This window comes from Pseudomonas sp. 22072, assembly GCF_052046095.1.
GTDB lineage: Bacteria > Pseudomonadota > Gammaproteobacteria > Pseudomonadales > Pseudomonadaceae > Aquipseudomonas > Aquipseudomonas paracarnis.
Map to the genome: position 1 here is coordinate 42128 of NZ_JBQEQE010000010.1, position 17494 is coordinate 59621.

Here is a 17494-nt window from a genome sequence, read left to right on the forward strand (position 1 = left end):
CAACTACAGTTCAAGCACATATTTGCCTTGGGAAGTCACCATGTTAAAGCGTACGAAGTTCGTGTCGGTTGCGTTGTCCCTTGCACTGTCCGTGACCAGTGGCCTTGCCTTTGCAGATCCAGGCAATGGCAAAGGCCAGGGTAACAATAAAGGTGATGTCTACGGTGGGCAGGGCAAAGGCCAAGGCAATAGCAAGGGTGATGCCTATGGTGGGCAGGACAAGGGTAAAGGCCAGGGTAATAACAAAGGTAATGCCCAGGGTGGGCAAGGTAGGGGCAAGGACAATGGCGGGCCTTCCAGGAATGACTTCAGCGTTGATCGCGGTCTTGTACTGAACGTGCTGGGCGGTCACCGCGATTATTGGAGCCCTGGGCCAGCCTTGCCGCCTGGCATTCAGAAAAACCTGGCACGCGGCAAGCCCCTGCCGCCCGGTATTGCCAAGAAGCTGGACGGCCGCTTGCTGGGGCAGTTGCCTCGCTACGACGGTTACGAGTGGCAGCAAGCGGGGACCGACTTGATATTGGTGGCCATCGCGACCGGTATCATCTACGAAGTTCTGAACGGCGCGTTTGATTGAGTCGCAGCGCCCTCAGGCTTCACGGCCGGGGAAAAACAACTCAAAACAGGTCACGCCATCTTCACTGCTTACACGGTACCGCCCGTTATGCAGCTGCATGATGGTCGCCACGATCGAGAGTCCCAGGCCGTTGGACTGGGCTGACCGCTCGCGGGATTCATCCACCCGGTAGAACCGTTCGAACAGCCGCGGCAGGTGCTCGGCCGGGATCGTCTGGCCGTGGTTACTGACCCTCAGGTTGATGCCCGCGCCATCCGGCACTGCCTGGATACTCAGTTCCGAGCCCGGCGCGCCATATTTGATGGCGTTGGCGCACAGGTTGGCCAAGGCACGGCGCAGCAACATCGGCTCAGCCCAGATCACCCCTTCGCCCAAGGCGGTGATGTGCATGTCCACATCACCGGCCAGCCCATCGAAGTAATCCGCGATGCGTTCCACTTCATCCGCTGCGTCCAGCGCCTGGCGTTGGCGCAGTGCGCTGGCGGGATCGGTGCGGGCCAGGAACAGCATGTTGTCGAGCATTCGCGCCAGGCGTTCCAGCTCTTCGACATTGGAGGCCAGCAGTTGCTGGTAGCTCTCGATGCTGCGCTGCTGCTGCAGGGCAACCTGGGTTTCGCCGAGCAGGTTGTTGATCGGGGTGCGCAGTTCATGGGCCATGTCGGTGGACACTTGGCCCAGTTGTACAAAGCCTTTGGCCAGGCGTTCAAGCATGGTGTTGAACGAGTCGATCATGGGCAGCAATTCTTTCGGTGTGCCGTGGCTGTCGAGCCGTTCGGCCAGGTTGCTGACGCCGATCCCTTGGGCATGCCGGGCCAGGCGGCGCAATGGCAGCAAGCCGCGATGAACCAGCAGGTAACCCACCAGCGCCAGGATGATCGCGGCGATACTCGCCAGGATGTATACGCTGAGTCGATAACTGGTGAGCACCGCGGTGCGCTCGGTCATCAGGCGGCCGCTGGTGATTTGCAGGCTGCCCAGGTCGCCGGAGTCGATAGCCACGGCCACCAGCGAGAAGGGAATACCGTTCAGGCCTGGCAAATGTTGCACGTCGCTCAACATGAGTTTGTGATCCTTGGGCAGCGGCTGGATCGACGGCAACTCAATATTCCCCGGGTTTACCAGCAGCAGTGGCTGTTTGTCGGGGGCGGCAATGCTCAGCACGGATTCGCGGTTGCCCAACATGTTCTGGAACAGCTCTGGCTTGGTCTTGATCAGGTCCAGGGTATTGCTGTCGTTGAGCAGGTTGCGTAACTGGTCCACCCGGGATATCAGCGCGGCGTCATCGCGGCGGATCAGTTCGCGCTCCAGTTCCCGGTACAGCGCCACGCCCAGGGTGGCCAGCAAGGCGAAGGCGAGCAGGGCGAAGATCAACGCCAGGCGCAGGGTCAGGGAGTAAGGGTGTTGACGGTTCATGGCTGGGTATCGAAGCGGTAGCCAATGCCCCGCACGCTGTGGATCAGCTTGAGCTGGAACGGGTCGTCGATTTTCAGGCGCAGGCGGCGCACGGCGACATCCACCACATTGGTGTCGCTGTCGAAGTTCATGTCCCACACCCGCGAAGCAATCAGCGAGCGGGACAGCACCTGGTCCTGGTGCGTCGCGAACAGATGCAGCAGGGCGAACTCTTTGTTGGTCAGGGTAATGCGCGTGCCGGCGCGGGTCACCCGACGTTTGAGTACGTCAATGTGCAGGTCGGCGATGTGCAGTTGTTCTTCATCCCGGCTCGGGCCACGACGATTGAGGGTACGCAGGCGCGCCACCAGTTCGGCGAACGAAAAGGGCTTGATCAGGTAGTCATCGGCACCCAGCTCAAGGCCTTTGATGCGGTCGGCGATGTCATCGCGGGCGGTGAGGAACAGCACTGGCGTATCGGCTTCTTTGCGCAGTCGGCGCAGCACTTCCCAGCCATCCATTTTCGGCATCATCACGTCCAGTACGATCACGTCGAAGGGCGTTTCAAGGGCCTGGTGCAAGCCGTCCACCCCATCGCGGGCCAGGCTTACGCAATGCCCCAGCTCCTGCAGCCCATTGAGCAGATAATTACCGGCCTTGGGTTCGTCTTCGACTACGAGGATGTTCATGGAAGGTGCTCTGCTTCAATAAGTTGCGCCAGTGTAGCCCGATCAATTGTCATTGGCGCAACCGGTGCCCTGGACTTGGTAATCCAGCACATGTTCGCGGTCTTGGTGGTCCAGGTAGCGCAGTTGCGTCGGCACAACCCCGCATTGGCCGTAGGTGTCGGTGCTCGACAGCACCCTGGCGACATCCAGGTGCACGAAGAAGCCGGTTTTATCGTGGATCACGTGGGTGGCGGGGGCGGTGTCGGCAGCGAATACCGAGCCAGTGGCAAGCAAAGCGGCGAAGCCTAAGGCGAAGAGTTTCATGGTGGTGTCTCACGTTCCGGGTGGGTAGTGAGCTCACGGTAACCAGGCGATCCCAACAGCCAACCAACAGGATCATGACAAGTTCGTCATTTTTTACTTGGAGGTGACGGGCCAGGACTCGGCGTTTACAAGCGTCGAGGTGATCCGTAGATTGCAGGGCCCAGCCCATGAGGAAGCCGCGCAGTGTCCAGCCCAACTCCAAATATATTTACCCGGCGTTACCGCGCCTTTCTGTTCGATATGGACGGGACCCTGCTCAACTCCATTGCCGCTGCGGAGCGCGTCTGGGGCATCTGGGCTGCACGGCATGGCTTGGATGTGGAAGCCTTTCTGCACACCATTCATGGCGCCCGCGCGATTGATACGATCACCCGCCAGGCATTGCCGGGCGTCGATCCACAGGTAGAAGCCCAATGGATCACCGAGGCTGAGCTGGACGATGTCGAAGGCATCGTGGCGATTCCCGGCGCGGTGGCGTTTTTGGCGAGCCTGCCCGTCGATCAATGGGCGTTGGTCACCTCAGCGCCAAAGGCATTGGCCGTGCGCCGGCTGCAAGCAGCGGGCATCCCCGTGCCGGCGGTACTGGTGACAGCCGAAGATGTGAAGACGGGCAAGCCCGATCCGGCCTGTTATGTGCTGGGTGCTCGGCGCCTGGGCGTGCCGATGCAGGACTGCCTGGTGTTCGAGGACGCCACAGTGGGTATTCAGGCTGGGGAAGCGGCGGGGGCGGATATCATGGTGGTGACCTCGACACACGTGGCGCCGATGGTGACCGCCCATGCTTGCATCGAGCAATACGGTGCGTTGAAAGCCGAGCGTGGGGCTGATGGCTTGCTGTCCTTAAGTTCGTTGGCGCCATGATACGTGGAAGGCCGAGCCCGTTACCGGTCTCGGCCTTCCATGCAGTCGATGGGATCGGACAGTGCCTGCAGTCGGCTGTTTTTCATCCCCTGGCGCGACACCACCATTTCCCTGAGTATCTCGGTGGCGAGCCGGTTGATGGCTTCTGTACCGTGATAATGCGCGCGCACGATGCCGGTAATCGCGAAGTGATCGGTTCCCGGGCCGCTGAGAACGGCTGAGAGAGTACCGTCGGCATGCAGCGTGCACTCAACGGTATAGCTGGGCAGGCGCGCTGCCAGTGCTGACTCGATCTGGGCTTTACTGAGGGTATCCATCTGTATCTGCACCTTTGACTGACTGCGCAAGCCCAATGATAGGTGGTGCGGCGGCGCTGTAAATACCGGCGATCCGATAACAGGTAAACGCCCTCAGCGTGCGGTTTTTCCATGGGTGCGATGAGCGGCGCGCTGACGCAGCTTGCGCAAGATCACCTTCTGGATTGGCTTGAGGCAGAACGCAAGCAGGTAGCCACAGAGCAGAAGCGCAAGATCCAACCAGGAATGGGTGTCGGGATCGGCCCCTTCCACTTCCATTCTCAAGCAGCACCCGAGTGCCACGAAGACCAGCCCTATCAGCAGGGCGATCATCCAGGATCTTGAAACAAGCGGTTGCGACGCGGCTGGCCTCATCGACGTGTTCCCGAAATGCACTCGGACGGCAGGATAAAGTGTCAGAAGTTGGGCTGCCAATAGCGCGACAAGTTCCGGATGCCCTGACAGTTTCATCTTGCAGCGAAGGAAGGGCTCAACGTGCGCTGGTCACCCGGGAAGCGCGAACAGGCCAATTGGGTTTTCGCCAGCCGTTACAGTGAACGAAAAGGCTGGCTACTGGAGGCGTTTCAAGGCGTCTGGTTTTTGTCAGGTGCAGTCAGGCCGGCCTGGATACGCTGGTAAATCTCCTCGCGATGCACGGCAACATCCTTAGGTGCGTTGATGCCGATTCGTACTTGCTGGCCGCTAACGCCCAGGATGGTGATCGTAATGTCATCACCGATGTTTATGCTTTCACCGACTTTGCGGGTGAGTATAAGCATGGACTTCTCCTTGAATTACTTTTAAGGACACATGTTTCAGACAGGGTAGGTGTCGGATGTGTGTAGCTTACTGCGAAGCGCTTCCCTGTGACTGCCTCTTTCTAGGACGCATAGAGGCGACATTAATTCCCATGGCGGTATCATACAGGTCGCGATACATGATTCGCATTGTTTAAGCCAACGTTTATGACGGCCAGAATAGACAGTGAATGGTAAAGTTGCCTCTTTGATCCTCAAAGGAGCAGGGCAGTGCGTAAAGTAGCGATGGCAATTGTGGTGTTGGCGTTGGCCGGATGCGGTGAAGGTAAGTCGGTCGACGCCCCCAAGGCCAAGCCTGCCGTGACCGAAAGCCTGCCGCAAACCGGTGCGATTGCCGCTCAGGAATGGGATATACGGGTCGGCCCGCCGGACCATAAGCTGCAGGCGATCACCGACCTGACCGCCTGGTTGCTGGAGCACGGGTTCAATTTCTACATTGTGAAAGTCGACGGCAAGGATGAGGTGCTATTGGGGCCGTTCGCGACCAAAGCCGAGGCCGAAGCCAAGCAGGCGCTGCTAAACGAAAAAATGGCGCGGGCCAAGAAAAACGACACCGTGTCGGAGATTATCGAACACCAGGCTGCGCAGTAGCAGGTGAAGTGGGCGGGCACCCCGCCCACAGTCAGCCGCAGGCCTTGAGGTTGACCGGGCCGACGAATTCATTACCACGTCCCATCACGCACGCCACTGTCTGGTTGCGCTGGCGCTCCCAGGTTTGCACCGGATAGGTCTTGTTCCAGGCTTCATACAATTGCCGGTCCTGCTTCGACAGGCGCAGGCCATACTGCTTGCTCATATAAAAATACGTGCGTGCGATCATCCCGCGAATGGACGGGCGCGGCATGACTTTCTTCGCCTTGAAGTCCACCTGGGTCAGGCATGAGCCGTACTGCCCGCTTTGCACCGGCAGCCAGCCAAAACTGAAGTTGTTACGGTCACCATTCACTTCGCCGATGCTCGGCACCAGGTTGTGCAGGTCTGCCTCGGCGCGCTTGAACACCTCATCATGGCGCGTGCAGTTTTTTCGCCCGCCATTTTGCCAGCATTGGCGCTGATGTCCGATTTGCCAGGCCGGCACGATGTGTTCCCACTCAATGCGTGCAGCGCGGTTGGCGTTTTTGCGGGGGATGTAACCGCAGGCTTTCAGGTTCACCCGGTTACCGGTGTATTTGCAGCCGCAATAAAATTCGGTGGATTGCGGCGCGTAGAGCTTCCAGGCGATCTTCTTGGCTTCGCTGAAGGTGCGAGGGGCTTGGGCGTTGGCAGTGAAGGTTAAAAACAGACAGCACACAGCAATAAAACGGGCACTCACAATCAATCTTCCTTCGGTACAACCCAAAAAATCTGCACGCCACCGTCGTCCCGATAGGCGAGGGTGACGTTGTCATTCTCTGCAATCTCTTCCAGTAAACGTTGCCAATCGTTCTCCGGTTCCTCGGGTAAACGGAAGATCAACGCCGCCTTGGCTTTCTGCGCGTTGGTCGAATTGATGATTTTTTGCACGCGGATAGCCAGGCGCTGATAGGCGTCAGGCGCTGCAGGTGCTGCGGAAGAGGGCTTTGCCACAGAGCATTCCTTAATTGGCTGTACGCACATACAGTATTTAACTGTAGGCAATTTCGCAACTGCTTAAATTTCAAGAAGTTCGTCTGACAGCGAATCAGGGAGTTTGTTGAGGTTCGGGGGGAGAGGGGCTGAATGTGGCGAGGGAGCTTGCTCCCGCTCGGGTGCGTAGCGCCCGCNCGCAAGTATTTTGGGCCGCTTCGCAGCCCAGCGGGAGCAAGCTCCCTCGCCACAAAAGCATCTTTCTACAGATGAATCAGCAGGGATCAGTATTCCCAGAAGATCCGTTGCAGTTCCTTGCTGTCCTGGGTCTTGGTCAGGGCGACCATCGCCAGGATGCGGGCTTTCTGCGGGTTCAGGTCAAGGGCGGCGACCCAGTCGTATTTGTCGTCTGGCTGTTCGGCGTTACGCAGAACCATGCCACCGGCGTTGACGTGGGAAGAGCGAATGATCTGCACGCCTTGTTTACGCAATTCCACCAGCGCTGGAACGACCTTGGACGATACTGACCCATTACCGGTACCGGCGTGAATGATCGCTTTGGCGCCCGCTTGGGCCAATGCCTTGTAGGCAGTGTCGCTCACGTTGCCATAGCCGTAGGCAATTTCAACGTCAGGCAGGCTTTTGATGGTCTTGATGTCGAACTCAGAATCCATGGTGTGACGCTTGGCCGGCAGGCGGAACCAGTAGGATTTACCCTCGACGACCATGCCCAGCGGGCCCCATGGGCTCTTGAACGCTTCGGTCTTGATGTTGATCATTTTGCTGACGTCGCGGCCAGATTGGATCTCGTCGTTCATGGTCACCAGCACGCCTTTGCCCCGTGCATCCTTGCTGCCCGCGACCGCAACGGCGTTGTAAAGGTTGAGCATGCCGTCCGCCGACATCGCGGTGCCTGGGCGCATGGAACCGACCACCACGATAGGCTTGTCGGTTTTTTCCACCAGGTTCAGGAAGTAGGCGGTTTCTTCAAGGGTGTCGGTGCCGTGGGTGATCACGATGCCGTCGACGTCCTTGCTGTCGGCCAATTCGGCGACACGGCGACCCAGTTGCAGAAGGTTTTCGTTATTGATGCTTTCCGACGCAATTTGCATCACTTGTTCGCCGCGAACATTGGCGATCTGGCTAAGCTCAGGAACGCCGGCGATCAGTTGTTCGATGCCGACCTTGGCCGCCTGGTAGGTGGCACTGTTGGCCGCACTGGCGCCGGCGCCAGCGATGGTACCGCCGGTGGCGAGGATGACTACGTTGGACAGTTTGGTCTTGCTTTCGACTTCCTTTGCCTGGGCGGCAACGGGGAACAGCAGCAGAAGGGCCAGGGCGCCCGGAATGACGTTCTTCAATGCAGATTTCATTATTTTTCTCTCTGGTTTTTGATGAGTGCTGTAGCAGGTTCATCTAGAACACCCGGGCGGTTCTGAACGCCGCGAGGTGCTGAGAAAGAGCAGGATTTGTACCAGACTGAGCATGTTGGTTTTTATAAATTAACTTATTGATTTAAAACAACTTAACCTAAGATTTTAGTTTCATGGGGCTTGGCGCTGTCCGGCTTTCCGAACGCGAAGGGTTGTGGTGTTCGGTTGTCCGAAAGCGATCACGATATGTCCGAGCGCTGTGGTCGATCATTCGCAGTGCAGTCTGTCGTTTCAGCGAACGGCAGAAACGGCGAGCTGGCTTAAACGTATCAGCGGTCGGTGGCTCAAGGGAGAGCTTGGAGGGCGCCAATGAAAGGCTTGCTGCTACCGTTGACAAATCTCGACAAGGTTCTCATAGTTTGCTCAACGCAAACGTTTGCGAGATGTTTCACTGCGCCCTTGGCGCATCGTGACAGCTCGTATCAGCCGCCCAGGTGGGAGGGCTGCCGAAGGGCTCTTCGGTGCAAGCGTTGCTCACAATAATCATAAGATCGGAGTGAACCCATGAAGCTGCCATTTGCTGGACGTCTTCTTGCTGTTGCTGTGCTTGCTGCCGCATCCGCCGCTTTGCCTCTCTCTTCTGCATTTGCCGATGACGCTGCCAAAACGCCTACCGTGGGTTTGGTCATGAAGTCCCTTGCCAATGAGTTTTTCGTCACCATGACCGACGGTGCGAAGGATTACCAGAAAGCGCACCCAACAGAATTCAAGTTGATCTCCAACGGCATCAAGAACGAAACCGATACCAGCGCGCAGATCGCCATTGTCAACGAAATGATCAACGCCAAGGTTGATGCGCTTGTCATTGCTCCCGCCGACTCCAAGGCACTCGCCAGTGTGCTGAAAAAGGCTTCCGATGCCGGTATCAAGGTGGTCAACATCGACAATCGCCTGGACCCGGAAGTACTCAAAAGCAAAAACCTCGATATTCCGTTTGTAGGCCCGGATAACCGCAAAGGCTCCAAGCTGGTGGGCGACTACCTGGCCAAGCAACTGGCCGCCGGTGACAAGGTCGGCATCATCGAGGGCGTACCCACTACCACCAATGCCCAGCAGCGCACCGCAGGCTTCAAGGATGCGATGGACGCGGCAGGCATGAAGATTGTTTCCACCCAATCCGGTAACTGGGAAATCGACCAAGGCAACAAAATCGCGGCAGCGATGCTGAGCGAAACGCCGGATATCAAGGCGCTGTTGGCCGGTAACGACAACATGGCCCTGGGCGCTGTTTCCGCCGTGCGTGCGGCAGGCAAGGCCGGCAAGGTGTTGGTGGTAGGTTACGACAACATTGACGCGATCAAGCCAATGCTCAAGGACGGCCGCGTGTTGGCCACCGCTGACCAGGCCGCCGCCCAGCAAGCCGTGTTCGGTATCCAGAACGCGCTGAAGCTGGTCAAGGGTGAGAAAGTCGATGCCAAAGATGGCGTGATCGAAACCCCGGTCGAACTCGTCATCAAGCAGTAATCCTGGCAGTACCCAACAGCGCCCGCTCGTCCTGAGCGGGCGCCTGGAGATTTTCCTATGTCATCTTCCGCCCCGAACGCTGTCCTCTCGGTCAGCGGTATCGGTAAGACCTATGCCCAACCGGTTCTGTCCGACATCACCCTGACGCTCAATCGCGGGGAAGTGTTGGCGCTGACCGGTGAGAACGGCGCAGGCAAAAGTACCTTGTCGAAGATCATCGGCGGCCTGGTCACGCCCACCACCGGGCACATGCAATTCAACGGTCAGGATTATCGCCCCGCCAGCCGCACCCAGGCCGAAGCCTTGGGCGTGCGCATGGTCATGCAGGAACTCAACCTGCTGCCGACGCTGACCGTGGCTGAAAACCTGTTCCTGGATAACCTGCCGAGCCGCTGTGGTTGGATCAGCCGCAAACAATTGCGCAAAGCCGCGATCGAAGCCATGGCCCAAGTCGGCCTGGACGCGATCGACCCGGACACACTGGTAGGCAGCCTGGGCATTGGTCACCAGCAAATGGTCGAGATCGCTCGTAACCTGATCGGCGACTGCCATGTATTGATCCTCGACGAGCCCACGGCGATGCTTACTGCTCGTGAAGTCGAGATGCTGTTTGAACAAATCACGCGCCTGCAGGCTCGAGGCGTGGCGATCATTTATATTTCGCACCGGCTCGAAGAGTTGGCCCGTGTCGCCCAGCGCATTGCGGTATTGCGCGACGGCAAGCTGGTCTGCGTCGAGCCGATGGCCAATTACAACAGTGAGCAGTTGGTGACCTTGATGGTCGGTCGCGAACTGGGTGAACACATCGATTTGGGCCCGCGCACCATCGGAGGTCCGGCCTTGACCGTGACGGGCCTGACCCGTTCGGACAAGGTCCGCGATGTGTCCTTTGAAGTGCGCGCCGGTGAAATCTTTGGCATTTCCGGCCTGATCGGCGCCGGTCGCACCGAATTGCTGCGCCTGATTTTCGGCGCCGACCCGGCCGATAGCGGCACCGTGGCCTTGGGTTCGCCGGCCAAGGTGGTGAGCATTCGCTCGCCGGTCGACGCGGTCGGTCATGGTATTGCCCTGATCACCGAAGACCGCAAGGGCGAAGGCCTGCTGCTGACCCAGTCCATCAGCGCCAACATCGCCTTGGGCAACATGCCGGAAATTTCCGGCGGGGGCGTCGTCAACAGCCGTAACGAAACCGCTCTGGCCAAGCGCCAGATCGACGCCATGCGAATCCGCAGTTCCAGCCCGACGCAACTGGTGTCCGAGCTGTCGGGTGGTAACCAGCAGAAGGTGGTGATTGGCCGCTGGCTGGAGCGCGACTGCGCAGTAATGCTGTTCGATGAGCCCACCCGCGGTATCGACGTCGGTGCCAAGTTCGATATCTATGCCTTGCTCGGTGAATTGACCCGCCAGGGCAAAGCGCTGGTGGTGGTGTCCAGTGACCTGCGTGAGCTGATGCTGATCTGTGACCGCATCGGTGTGCTGTCCGCCGGGCGCCTGATCGAGACCTTCGAGCGTGACAGCTGGACCCAGGACGAATTGCTCGCCGCCGCCTTTGCCGGCTATCAGAAACGTGATGCGCTGCTCAACGAAGCAGCGCCTAGGAATACCCCATGAAAACAAACATTTCCCCCGGTAAAACTGGCGGCAACTTCTATGGCCTGGGTACCTACCTCGGGCTGGCGGGTGCCCTGCTGGCGATGATTGCGCTGTTCTCGATGCTCAGCGATCACTTTCTGTCCTATGACACCTTCAGCACCCTGGCCAACCAGATTCCAGACCTGATGGTGCTGGCGGTGGGCATGACCTTCATCCTGATCATTGGCGGCATCGACCTGTCTGTGGGATCGGTACTGGCATTGGCGGCCTCGGCAGTCAGCGTGGCGATCCTGGGCTGGGGCTGGAGCGTGTTGCCTGCCGCTCTGTTGGGCATGGGTTGCGCGGCGTTGGCCGGCACCATCACCGGTTCCATCACGGTGGCCTGGCGCATTCCGTCATTTATCGTATCCCTCGGCGTGCTGGAGATGGCCCGCGGCGTGGCCTACCAGATGACGGGCTCGCGCACCGCTTATATCGGTGACTCGTTTGCCTGGCTGTCCAACCCGATTGCCTTCGGTATTTCTCCGTCGTTCATCATCGCCTTGCTGGTGATCATCGCGGCCCAGTTGGTACTGACCCGTACGGTCTTCGGTCGCTACCTGATCGGCATCGGCACCAACGAAGAAGCGGTGCGCCTGGCGGGTATCAATCCCAAGCCTTACAAGGTCCTGGTGTTCAGCCTGATGGGCCTGTTGGCTGGTGTGGCGGCGCTGTTCCAGATCTCGCGCCTGGAAGCGGCGGACCCGAATGCCGGTTCGGGCCTGGAGCTGCAAGTGATCGCCGCCGTAGTGATCGGTGGCACCAGCCTGATGGGCGGGCGTGGCTCGGTCATCAGTACGTTCTTCGGGGTGTTGATTATTTCGGTCCTGGCCGCCGGGCTGGCGCAGATCGGCGCGACGGAACCGACTAAACGCATCATTACCGGTGCCGTGATCGTGATTGCCGTGGTCCTCGATACTTATCGCAGCCAGCGCGCCAGTCGGCGGGGCTGAACCATGGCAACGATCAAGGATGTGGCAGCGCTTGCAGGTATTTCCTACACCACCGTGTCCCATGTGGTGAACAAGACGCGCCCAGTCAGCGAGCCGGTACGCATCAAGGTCGAGGCGGCGATCAAGCAGTTGGACTACGTGCCCAGTGCCGTGGCACGCTCGCTCAAGGCCAAGACCACGGCCACCATCGGGCTGCTGGTGCCCAACAGCCTCAACCCGTATTTTGCCGAGCTGGCTCGGGGTATCGAGGATTACTGCGAGCGTAATGGCTATTGCGTGATCCTCTGCAACTCGGATGACGACGCAGAGAAACAGCGCAGTTATTTGCGCGTGTTGCTGGAAAAACGCGTCGACGGCTTGATCGTGACATCCGTGGGCGGTGATGACAGTGGCCTTGCCGCAGGCTTGAGTGCAGTGCGCACGCCGATGGTGATTGTCGACCGGGCGCTGGATGGGATTGATGTGGACCTGGTGCGCATCGATCACGAAGAGGGCGCTTACCTGGCGACCCGGCACTTGCTGGAGTTGGGGCACCGGGACATCGCCTGTATCGGCGGCCCTGGGCATACCCGCGTGGCGCAGATGCGCCTGGCCGGGTACCAGCGTGCATTGCGCGAGGCGGGCATCGAGGTGTTGTCCAGTCGTACCCTGGAAAGCGATTTCACCAGCACGGGCGGGTATGCCGCAGCCGTACAGTTATTATCGCAACACCCGCCCAGCGCGATTTTCGCCAGCAACGATATGATTGGTTTTGGCGTGCTGCGCGCCGCCGCCGAGCGCAATGTGCGGGTGCCGGGCGAGCTGTCGGTCATCGGTTTCGATGACATCCAGATGGGGCGCTACGTCTACCCGGCGCTGACGACGGTTGGCCAGTCGATCCTGCAATTGGGCGAGACTGCGGCCGAATTATTACTGCAACGAATAGCAACCCCCCAACTGCCGATCGATCAACGTATCGTGACGCCCAGTATTGTTTTGCGTGAGTCGACCGCGCCATTGGCTGATGTGTTCGCCCAATACCGCTGAACCGAATTGATGAGTACTGATGTATGCCAGCAAAAGTAGTGGTAATAGGCAGCTTGAACATGGACCTGGTCACCCGCGCCAGTCGCTTGCCGCGTGCCGGTGAAACCCTGATCGGCCAGACATTTTCCACTGTGCCCGGTGGCAAGGGCGCCAACCAGGCCGTCGCCTCGGCACGCCTGGGGGCGAGTGTCGCCATGGTGGGGTGCATCGGTACCGACGCCTATGGCAGCCAATTGCGCGATGCGCTGCTGGTGGAAGGGATCGACTGCCAGGCCGTCAGCACGGTGGATGGCTCCAGCGGTGTGGCGTTGATCGTGGTCGATGACAGCAGCCAGAACGCCATTGTCATTGTGGCCGGCAGCAACGGTGAGCTGACGCCTGCGTCGCTGCGAACGTGCGACGCTGTGCTGCAGGCGGCAGACGTGATCATCTGCCAGCTTGAGGTGCCGATGGAGACCGTTGGGTATGCGCTCAAGCGGGGTCGCGAACTGGGCAAGACCGTCATCCTCAACCCGGCCCCGGCAAGCGGACCATTGCCCGCTGACTGGTATGCCTCGATCGATTATCTGATCCCCAATGAAAGCGAGGCCAGCGCTCTCAGCGGCGTAGCGGTCGACTCCCTCGACAGTGCCAAGGTCGCCGCGACCGCGCTGATCCAGGCGGGTGCTGGCAAGGTCATCATCACCCTGGGCGCCCAGGGCGCGCTGTTTGCCGACGGCAAGAGCTTTGAGCACCTGGTGGCGCCGAAGGTCAAGGCGGTGGATACCACCGCTGCTGGCGATACCTTTGTCGGTGGCTTTGCCGCCGCGCTGGCCGCGGGCCAGAGCGAAGCCGAGGCGATCCGTTTTGGCCAAGTGGCGGCGGCGTTGTCAGTGACCCGCGCCGGCGCTCAGCCTTCCATTCCTACGCTGCACGACGTACAAGGTTTTGTGCCCGCATGAAAAAGACACCTTTGCTGAATATCGCCCTGTCGCGCGTGATCGCGTCCCTGGGCCACGGTGACATTCTGGTCATCGGCGATGCCGGCCTGCCGGTACCTCCCGGCGTCGAATTGATCGACCTGGCACTGACCCAGGGCATCCCGGACTTCATCAGCACCTTGCGCATCGTGCTTAGCGAAATGCAGGTGGAAAGCCATGTTCTGGCAGAAGAGATCCTGCTGAAGCAACCGCCCGCGCTGACCGCGCTAAATACGCTCACAGAGCAGGCTGCACTGGGCGAGCGACGCCTGCTCAGCCATGACCAATTCAAGCAATTGAGCCGCAATGCCCGCGCTGTGGTGCGCACTGGCGAGTGCCAGCCGTACTGCAATATCGCGCTGGTGTCCGGCGTAACGTTCTAGCGTCCCCCCTATGACAAGGAGTGCTTTATGCAACGTGGTCTACCTACCCTGAAAAACCTGTTCCGGAGTGTTCTGCTTTTGTCCGCGCTCACTGCTGCAAGCGCCCAAGCGGCGGAAAAAATCGACCTGATCATCGATACCGACCCGGGTGCCGATGACGTGGTGGCCTTGCTGTTCGCCATGGCCTCGCCGGAGGAGTTGAGCATTCGTGCGCTGACCACCGTCGCCGGCAATGTGCGCCTGGACAAGACCTCCCGCAACGCGCGCCTGGCGCGCGAGTGGGCAGGGCGCGAGGACATCCCGGTGTACGCAGGTGCGCCAGCGCCGTTGTTGCGCAAACCGATCTACGCCGAGAATATCCATGGCAAGGAAGGCATCTCGGGCGTCACGGTGCATGAACCGAAAAAAGGCCTGGCCGAAGGCAATGCAGTCGACTACCTGATCAAGACCCTGAGCAGCGCCAAGCCGCACAGCATCACCATCGCCATGCTCGGCCCGCAGACCAACCTGGCACTGGCGCTGACTCAAGCGCCCGAAATCACCCAGGGCATCAAGGAAGTGGTCGTGATGGGCGGCGCCCACTTCAACGGCGGCAATATCACCCCAGTGGCCGAGTTCAACCTGTTTGCCGATCCGGTGGCGGCGGAGATCGTGCTCAAAAGCGGTGTGAAGTTGACCTACCTGCCGTTGGACGTGACCCATAAAGTCCTCACCAGCGACGCCCGCCTGAAGAAGATTGCGGACCTGAACAACAACGCGAGCAAAGTCGTCAGCAGTATTCTGAATGAGTACGTCAAAGGCGATATGGAGCACTACGGCATTCCGGGTGGCCCGGTCCATGACGCTACCGTGGTGGCGTACCTGCTCAAGCCTTCGCTGTTCAGCGGTCGTGAGGCCAATATGGTGGTCGACAGCCGCGAAGGCCCGACCTTCGGCCAGACCATTGTCGATTGGTATGACGGCCTCAAGCAGCCGAAGAATGTGTTCTGGGTTGAGAATGGCGACGCCCAGGGCTTCTTCGATCTGCTGACCGAGCGCCTGGCGCGTCTGAAGTAAGTTAGCGGGGCGGCGCTCGTCGCCCTGTTCTATTCGCGCTCTTGGGCGCCCATGTAGTCGGCCGGGTATTTCTCGAATATCTGGCCGATGAATGCTTGCGCCGCCTGGGTGCCCAGTTCCTTGACTAACAGGTCGATACCAATGATCGCCAGTTCTTCCGGGCTTCCGGGGCTGTAGGAACTTTGCCCTTGGGGCCACTTGGCTTTGATGTCGGCTTGAAGCGTTACGGTGGTCATGGAAATCTCACGGGCTAAAAATGCGGGGGCAATGCACTGGAACGCCGTTCCAGAGGGGCGCAGTTAAGCATTTTGTACGGCATTTGGCACTGCTACTTAGGCATGAAGCGGCGGCTGTGCGACACTGTTGGCCTGTTAAATGGCCGGGAAACACCGCGTGCAAATCGATTTGAGCAAGCCCGACAACCTGACGCTGGACGCCGTGCGCCAATTGCTTGGCAGCGCCAGTGACGACGAACATACCCAGTTGCGGGTAACCAAAGAAGGCATCGCCTACATTTCTTCCGGCGTAGTCGGTGGGGCTGATATCGCTGGCCTGGTGTTTCGCCTGGAGACCTGGGCCAAAGGTTCCGGCTATGTCGGCAACGTGGCGGCCAGCGATGAAGTCTGGGTCATGCAGATTTTCAACGCGCTGAAGCAGAATTGGCCTACTCCTTCGTCGGACTACATCGATATCTACTGAATACGTTCATATCTAGTCACGATTCACCAAGCGATTGCAGGCTGCGACTCAGGCAGACTTGCCCACAGGCGGTTAACGTCTTGAAACCAATCGCTTTGAATGCTGTCGCACGATCTCTGTCCACTTTTTATCATAGGAGGCTTCATGCCTTGGAAGCTCGCATCATTCGGTACTTTGTTGGCTGCGCTCGCGTTGGCGGGTTGCAGTACCCCGGGTGCCTCTGAGCCAGGCAAAGCTGCCACTGTGACCGATGCCGGTCATAGCCGCTGTGAGTCGAAGGCCGCAGAGTTCGCCATCGGCCAGAAAGCCTCGCCCCAGTTGCTGGAGCAAGCACGTACGCGGGCTGGCGCGCAGAATGCACGCATCCTCAAGCCCAACGACATGGTCACGCTGGAGTATCGCTCCGACCGCCTGAACCTGAACACCGACGACAATCTGGTGATCAACCGGGTTAACTGCGGCTGATACGGCTTTTGCATCGCCCATAAAAAACCCCGTCACATGGACGGGGTCTTTTTAGCTCAGCGGAGAATTACTCGCCGCGAACCTGTGCAGCTTGCATACCCTTTTGGCCTTTCTCAGCCACGAAGGAAACGGTTTGGCCTTCTTTCAGGCTTTTGAAACCGTCGCTTTCGATAGCTTTGAAGTGTACGAACAGGTCGTCACCGCCACCTTGAGGAGTGATGAAGCCGAAGCCTTTTTCATCGTTGAACCATTTAACGGTGCCGGTTTGGCGATTAGACATGGTGTATCTCCAAGAAACATATATTTTCAGTAGTGCTGTGCTGCTCAGGCCAACTGGGCACACAGGGCTATCATAGTCGAAATGTTCGGCTTGGGAGCCCCCCCAAGGCACTGTTTGCTAATCAATCGCTTTGCGTTTGATTCATTTTTTGGCTGAAAGCCCCGATTCACGGGGCTTTGCGACGAAATATCAGCTGTTAAAAAAAGCCGTAAAACCTGCATAATTTGTGTGAAATGGCAGTTTTCAGGCTGTTTTTTCAGCGAAATGACCGTCGAATCGTCAGCCAATCTTACTTTTTCTTCACCACTTTGCAGGACGAAATAGCCGCGACTGCTTTGTTTTTAAGCTCCGGGCTGGCGTTCTGGTTGGTCATCAATTCCTTGATCTCGGCAGTGCTCAATTCGGCATTGATCTTGTCAGCGCCACATTCACAGTGGGCTTTGGCAGTTTTGACGTCCACGTTCTGGCTGGCTGCGGCACTGCAGTCGTTGACGAAGGCGTCACGGGCGCCAGCTGGCCAGTTGGAAGGGGCTGCAGCCTGCGCGCCGAGGGAAAGGAGGCTCAGGGTAGCGGCGACAGCGAGGGTAGAGGTAAAACGCATCATGGGATGCTCCTTTGGGTCGAGGACGAACGGCGATTCTCAGTGGCTTTGAGGCCCTGCGT

Annotated in this window: 24 protein-coding genes; 12 read left to right on the top strand and 12 right to left on the bottom strand. The window is 58.9% G+C overall.

What is annotated here, in order from left to right; all coding sequences use genetic code 11:
- The first annotated feature begins 40 nt into the window (after nucleotides 1–40).
- Nucleotides 41–577, top strand: a complete 537-nt coding sequence (locus ACTJLA_RS12685) for an anti-virulence regulator CigR family protein (protein WP_054898330.1) — start codon at nucleotides 41–43, stop codon at nucleotides 575–577.
- Nucleotides 578–589: 12 nt separating this feature from the next.
- Here ACTJLA_RS12685 and ACTJLA_RS12690 read toward each other — a convergent pair whose 3' ends face one another.
- Genes ACTJLA_RS12690 through ACTJLA_RS12700 form a run of 3 tightly spaced genes read right to left on the bottom strand, consistent with a single transcriptional unit; the run spans nucleotide 590 to nucleotide 2961 of the window.
- Nucleotides 590–1990: a heavy metal sensor histidine kinase gene (locus ACTJLA_RS12690; RefSeq protein WP_096143883.1), complete on the bottom strand. Its 1401-nt coding sequence runs from the start codon at nucleotides 1988–1990 to the stop codon at nucleotides 590–592.
- On the bottom strand, nucleotides 1987–2658 hold the full coding sequence (locus ACTJLA_RS12695; protein WP_003192516.1) for a heavy metal response regulator transcription factor: 672 nt from the start codon (nucleotides 2656–2658) through the stop codon (nucleotides 1987–1989). Before ACTJLA_RS12695 ends, ACTJLA_RS12690 begins: the two co-directional genes overlap by 4 nt.
- A gap of 42 nt (nucleotides 2659–2700) precedes the next feature.
- Nucleotides 2701–2961: a DUF2790 domain-containing protein gene (locus ACTJLA_RS12700; RefSeq protein WP_440841363.1), complete on the bottom strand. Its 261-nt coding sequence runs from the start codon at nucleotides 2959–2961 to the stop codon at nucleotides 2701–2703.
- A 183-nt stretch (nucleotides 2962–3144) separates the two neighbouring features.
- On the opposite strand from ACTJLA_RS12700, the gene ACTJLA_RS12705 reads away from it, so the two are divergent.
- Nucleotides 3145–3822 carry an HAD family hydrolase gene (locus ACTJLA_RS12705; RefSeq protein ID WP_314550485.1) on the top strand — a complete coding sequence of 226 codons (678 nt, stop codon included), beginning with the start codon at nucleotides 3145–3147 and terminating at the stop codon, nucleotides 3820–3822.
- A 20-nt stretch (nucleotides 3823–3842) separates the two neighbouring features.
- Here ACTJLA_RS12705 and ACTJLA_RS12710 read toward each other — a convergent pair whose 3' ends face one another.
- The 3 genes from ACTJLA_RS12710 to csrA all read right to left on the bottom strand — a co-directional run bounded on the left by ACTJLA_RS12710 (nucleotide 3843) and on the right by csrA (nucleotide 4897).
- Nucleotides 3843–4139 (bottom strand): hypothetical protein, encoded by a 297-nt coding sequence (locus tag ACTJLA_RS12710; protein WP_054898326.1) that lies wholly within the window; start codon nucleotides 4137–4139, stop codon nucleotides 3843–3845.
- Nucleotides 4140–4232: 93 nt separating this feature from the next.
- Entirely contained in the window at nucleotides 4233–4493 is a 261-nt protein-coding gene (locus ACTJLA_RS12715) for a hypothetical protein (protein ID WP_057978631.1), read from the bottom strand.
- A 209-nt stretch (nucleotides 4494–4702) separates the two neighbouring features.
- Nucleotides 4703–4897, bottom strand: coding sequence for a carbon storage regulator CsrA (gene csrA, locus ACTJLA_RS12720; protein ID WP_003192511.1), 195 nt, complete (start codon nucleotides 4895–4897; stop codon nucleotides 4703–4705).
- 264 nt (nucleotides 4898–5161) lie between these two features.
- On the opposite strand from csrA, the gene ACTJLA_RS12725 reads away from it, so the two are divergent.
- On the top strand, nucleotides 5162–5527 hold the full coding sequence (locus ACTJLA_RS12725) for an SPOR domain-containing protein (protein ID WP_034128243.1): 366 nt from the start codon (nucleotides 5162–5164) through the stop codon (nucleotides 5525–5527).
- A 31-nt stretch (nucleotides 5528–5558) separates the two neighbouring features.
- Here the strand turns inward: ACTJLA_RS12725 and ACTJLA_RS12730 are convergent, their stop codons facing one another.
- The 3 genes from ACTJLA_RS12730 to ACTJLA_RS12740 form a co-directional block, all read right to left on the bottom strand.
- Complete coding sequence (locus tag ACTJLA_RS12730; protein ID WP_052199994.1) at nucleotides 5559–6248, bottom strand: endonuclease; 690 nt, start codon at nucleotides 6246–6248, stop codon at nucleotides 5559–5561.
- Nucleotides 6249–6250: 2 nt separating this feature from the next.
- A complete protein-coding gene (locus tag ACTJLA_RS12735) occupies nucleotides 6251–6502 on the bottom strand; it encodes a DUF1654 domain-containing protein (protein ID WP_034128242.1) in 252 nt (83 codons plus the stop codon).
- A 263-nt stretch (nucleotides 6503–6765) separates the two neighbouring features.
- On the bottom strand, nucleotides 6766–7854 hold the full coding sequence (locus ACTJLA_RS12740) for an asparaginase (RefSeq protein WP_034128241.1): 1089 nt from the start codon (nucleotides 7852–7854) through the stop codon (nucleotides 6766–6768).
- Between the two features lie 564 nt (nucleotides 7855–8418).
- On the opposite strand from ACTJLA_RS12740, the gene ACTJLA_RS12745 reads away from it, so the two are divergent.
- The 7 genes from ACTJLA_RS12745 to ACTJLA_RS12775 are packed head-to-tail and all read left to right on the top strand — an operon-like array spanning nucleotide 8419 to nucleotide 15387.
- Complete coding sequence (locus tag ACTJLA_RS12745) at nucleotides 8419–9378, top strand: sugar ABC transporter substrate-binding protein (RefSeq protein WP_003192504.1); 960 nt, start codon at nucleotides 8419–8421, stop codon at nucleotides 9376–9378.
- Nucleotides 9379–9435: 57 nt separating this feature from the next.
- On the top strand, nucleotides 9436–10989 hold the full coding sequence (locus ACTJLA_RS12750; RefSeq protein ID WP_054898322.1) for a sugar ABC transporter ATP-binding protein: 1554 nt from the start codon (nucleotides 9436–9438) through the stop codon (nucleotides 10987–10989).
- Nucleotides 10986–11963, top strand: a complete 978-nt coding sequence (locus tag ACTJLA_RS12755; protein WP_054898321.1) for an ABC transporter permease — start codon at nucleotides 10986–10988, stop codon at nucleotides 11961–11963. Before ACTJLA_RS12750 ends, ACTJLA_RS12755 begins: the two co-directional genes overlap by 4 nt.
- Before the next feature lie 3 nt (nucleotides 11964–11966).
- On the top strand, nucleotides 11967–12989 hold the full coding sequence (locus ACTJLA_RS12760) for a LacI family DNA-binding transcriptional regulator (protein WP_054922657.1): 1023 nt from the start codon (nucleotides 11967–11969) through the stop codon (nucleotides 12987–12989).
- A 23-nt stretch (nucleotides 12990–13012) separates the two neighbouring features.
- Nucleotides 13013–13930 (top strand): ribokinase, encoded by a 918-nt coding sequence (gene rbsK / locus ACTJLA_RS12765; RefSeq protein WP_054922656.1) that lies wholly within the window; start codon nucleotides 13013–13015, stop codon nucleotides 13928–13930.
- Entirely contained in the window at nucleotides 13927–14331 is a 405-nt protein-coding gene (gene rbsD / locus ACTJLA_RS12770; protein WP_034128236.1) for a D-ribose pyranase, read from the top strand. The genes rbsK and rbsD overlap by 4 nt, the downstream gene beginning before the upstream one ends.
- 27 nt (nucleotides 14332–14358) lie before the next feature.
- On the top strand, nucleotides 14359–15387 hold the full coding sequence (locus ACTJLA_RS12775; protein WP_034128235.1) for a nucleoside hydrolase: 1029 nt from the start codon (nucleotides 14359–14361) through the stop codon (nucleotides 15385–15387).
- Nucleotides 15388–15416: 29 nt separating this feature from the next.
- Here the strand turns inward: ACTJLA_RS12775 and ACTJLA_RS12780 are convergent, their stop codons facing one another.
- The gene (locus tag ACTJLA_RS12780) at nucleotides 15417–15623 is read right to left on the bottom strand and encodes a hypothetical protein (protein ID WP_003192496.1); all 207 of its coding nucleotides are present in this window, start codon (nucleotides 15621–15623) and stop codon (nucleotides 15417–15419) included.
- A gap of 157 nt (nucleotides 15624–15780) precedes the next feature.
- On the opposite strand from ACTJLA_RS12780, the gene ACTJLA_RS12785 reads away from it, so the two are divergent.
- Nucleotides 15781–16086 carry a hypothetical protein gene (locus tag ACTJLA_RS12785; RefSeq protein WP_034128280.1) on the top strand — a complete coding sequence of 102 codons (306 nt, stop codon included), beginning with the start codon at nucleotides 15781–15783 and terminating at the stop codon, nucleotides 16084–16086.
- Nucleotides 16087–16230: 144 nt separating this feature from the next.
- Nucleotides 16231–16551: an I78 family peptidase inhibitor gene (locus ACTJLA_RS12790; protein ID WP_054898318.1), complete on the top strand. Its 321-nt coding sequence runs from the start codon at nucleotides 16231–16233 to the stop codon at nucleotides 16549–16551.
- 67 nt (nucleotides 16552–16618) lie between these two features.
- On the opposite strand, the gene ACTJLA_RS12795 is transcribed toward ACTJLA_RS12790, so the two are convergent.
- Together ACTJLA_RS12795 and ACTJLA_RS12800 are read right to left on the bottom strand one after the other, a co-directional pair.
- Entirely contained in the window at nucleotides 16619–16831 is a 213-nt protein-coding gene (locus tag ACTJLA_RS12795; RefSeq protein ID WP_003234260.1) for a cold-shock protein, read from the bottom strand.
- A gap of 289 nt (nucleotides 16832–17120) precedes the next feature.
- On the bottom strand, nucleotides 17121–17435 hold the full coding sequence (locus tag ACTJLA_RS12800) for a hypothetical protein (protein ID WP_019820908.1): 315 nt from the start codon (nucleotides 17433–17435) through the stop codon (nucleotides 17121–17123).
- Nucleotides 17436–17494: the final 59 nt, after the last annotated feature.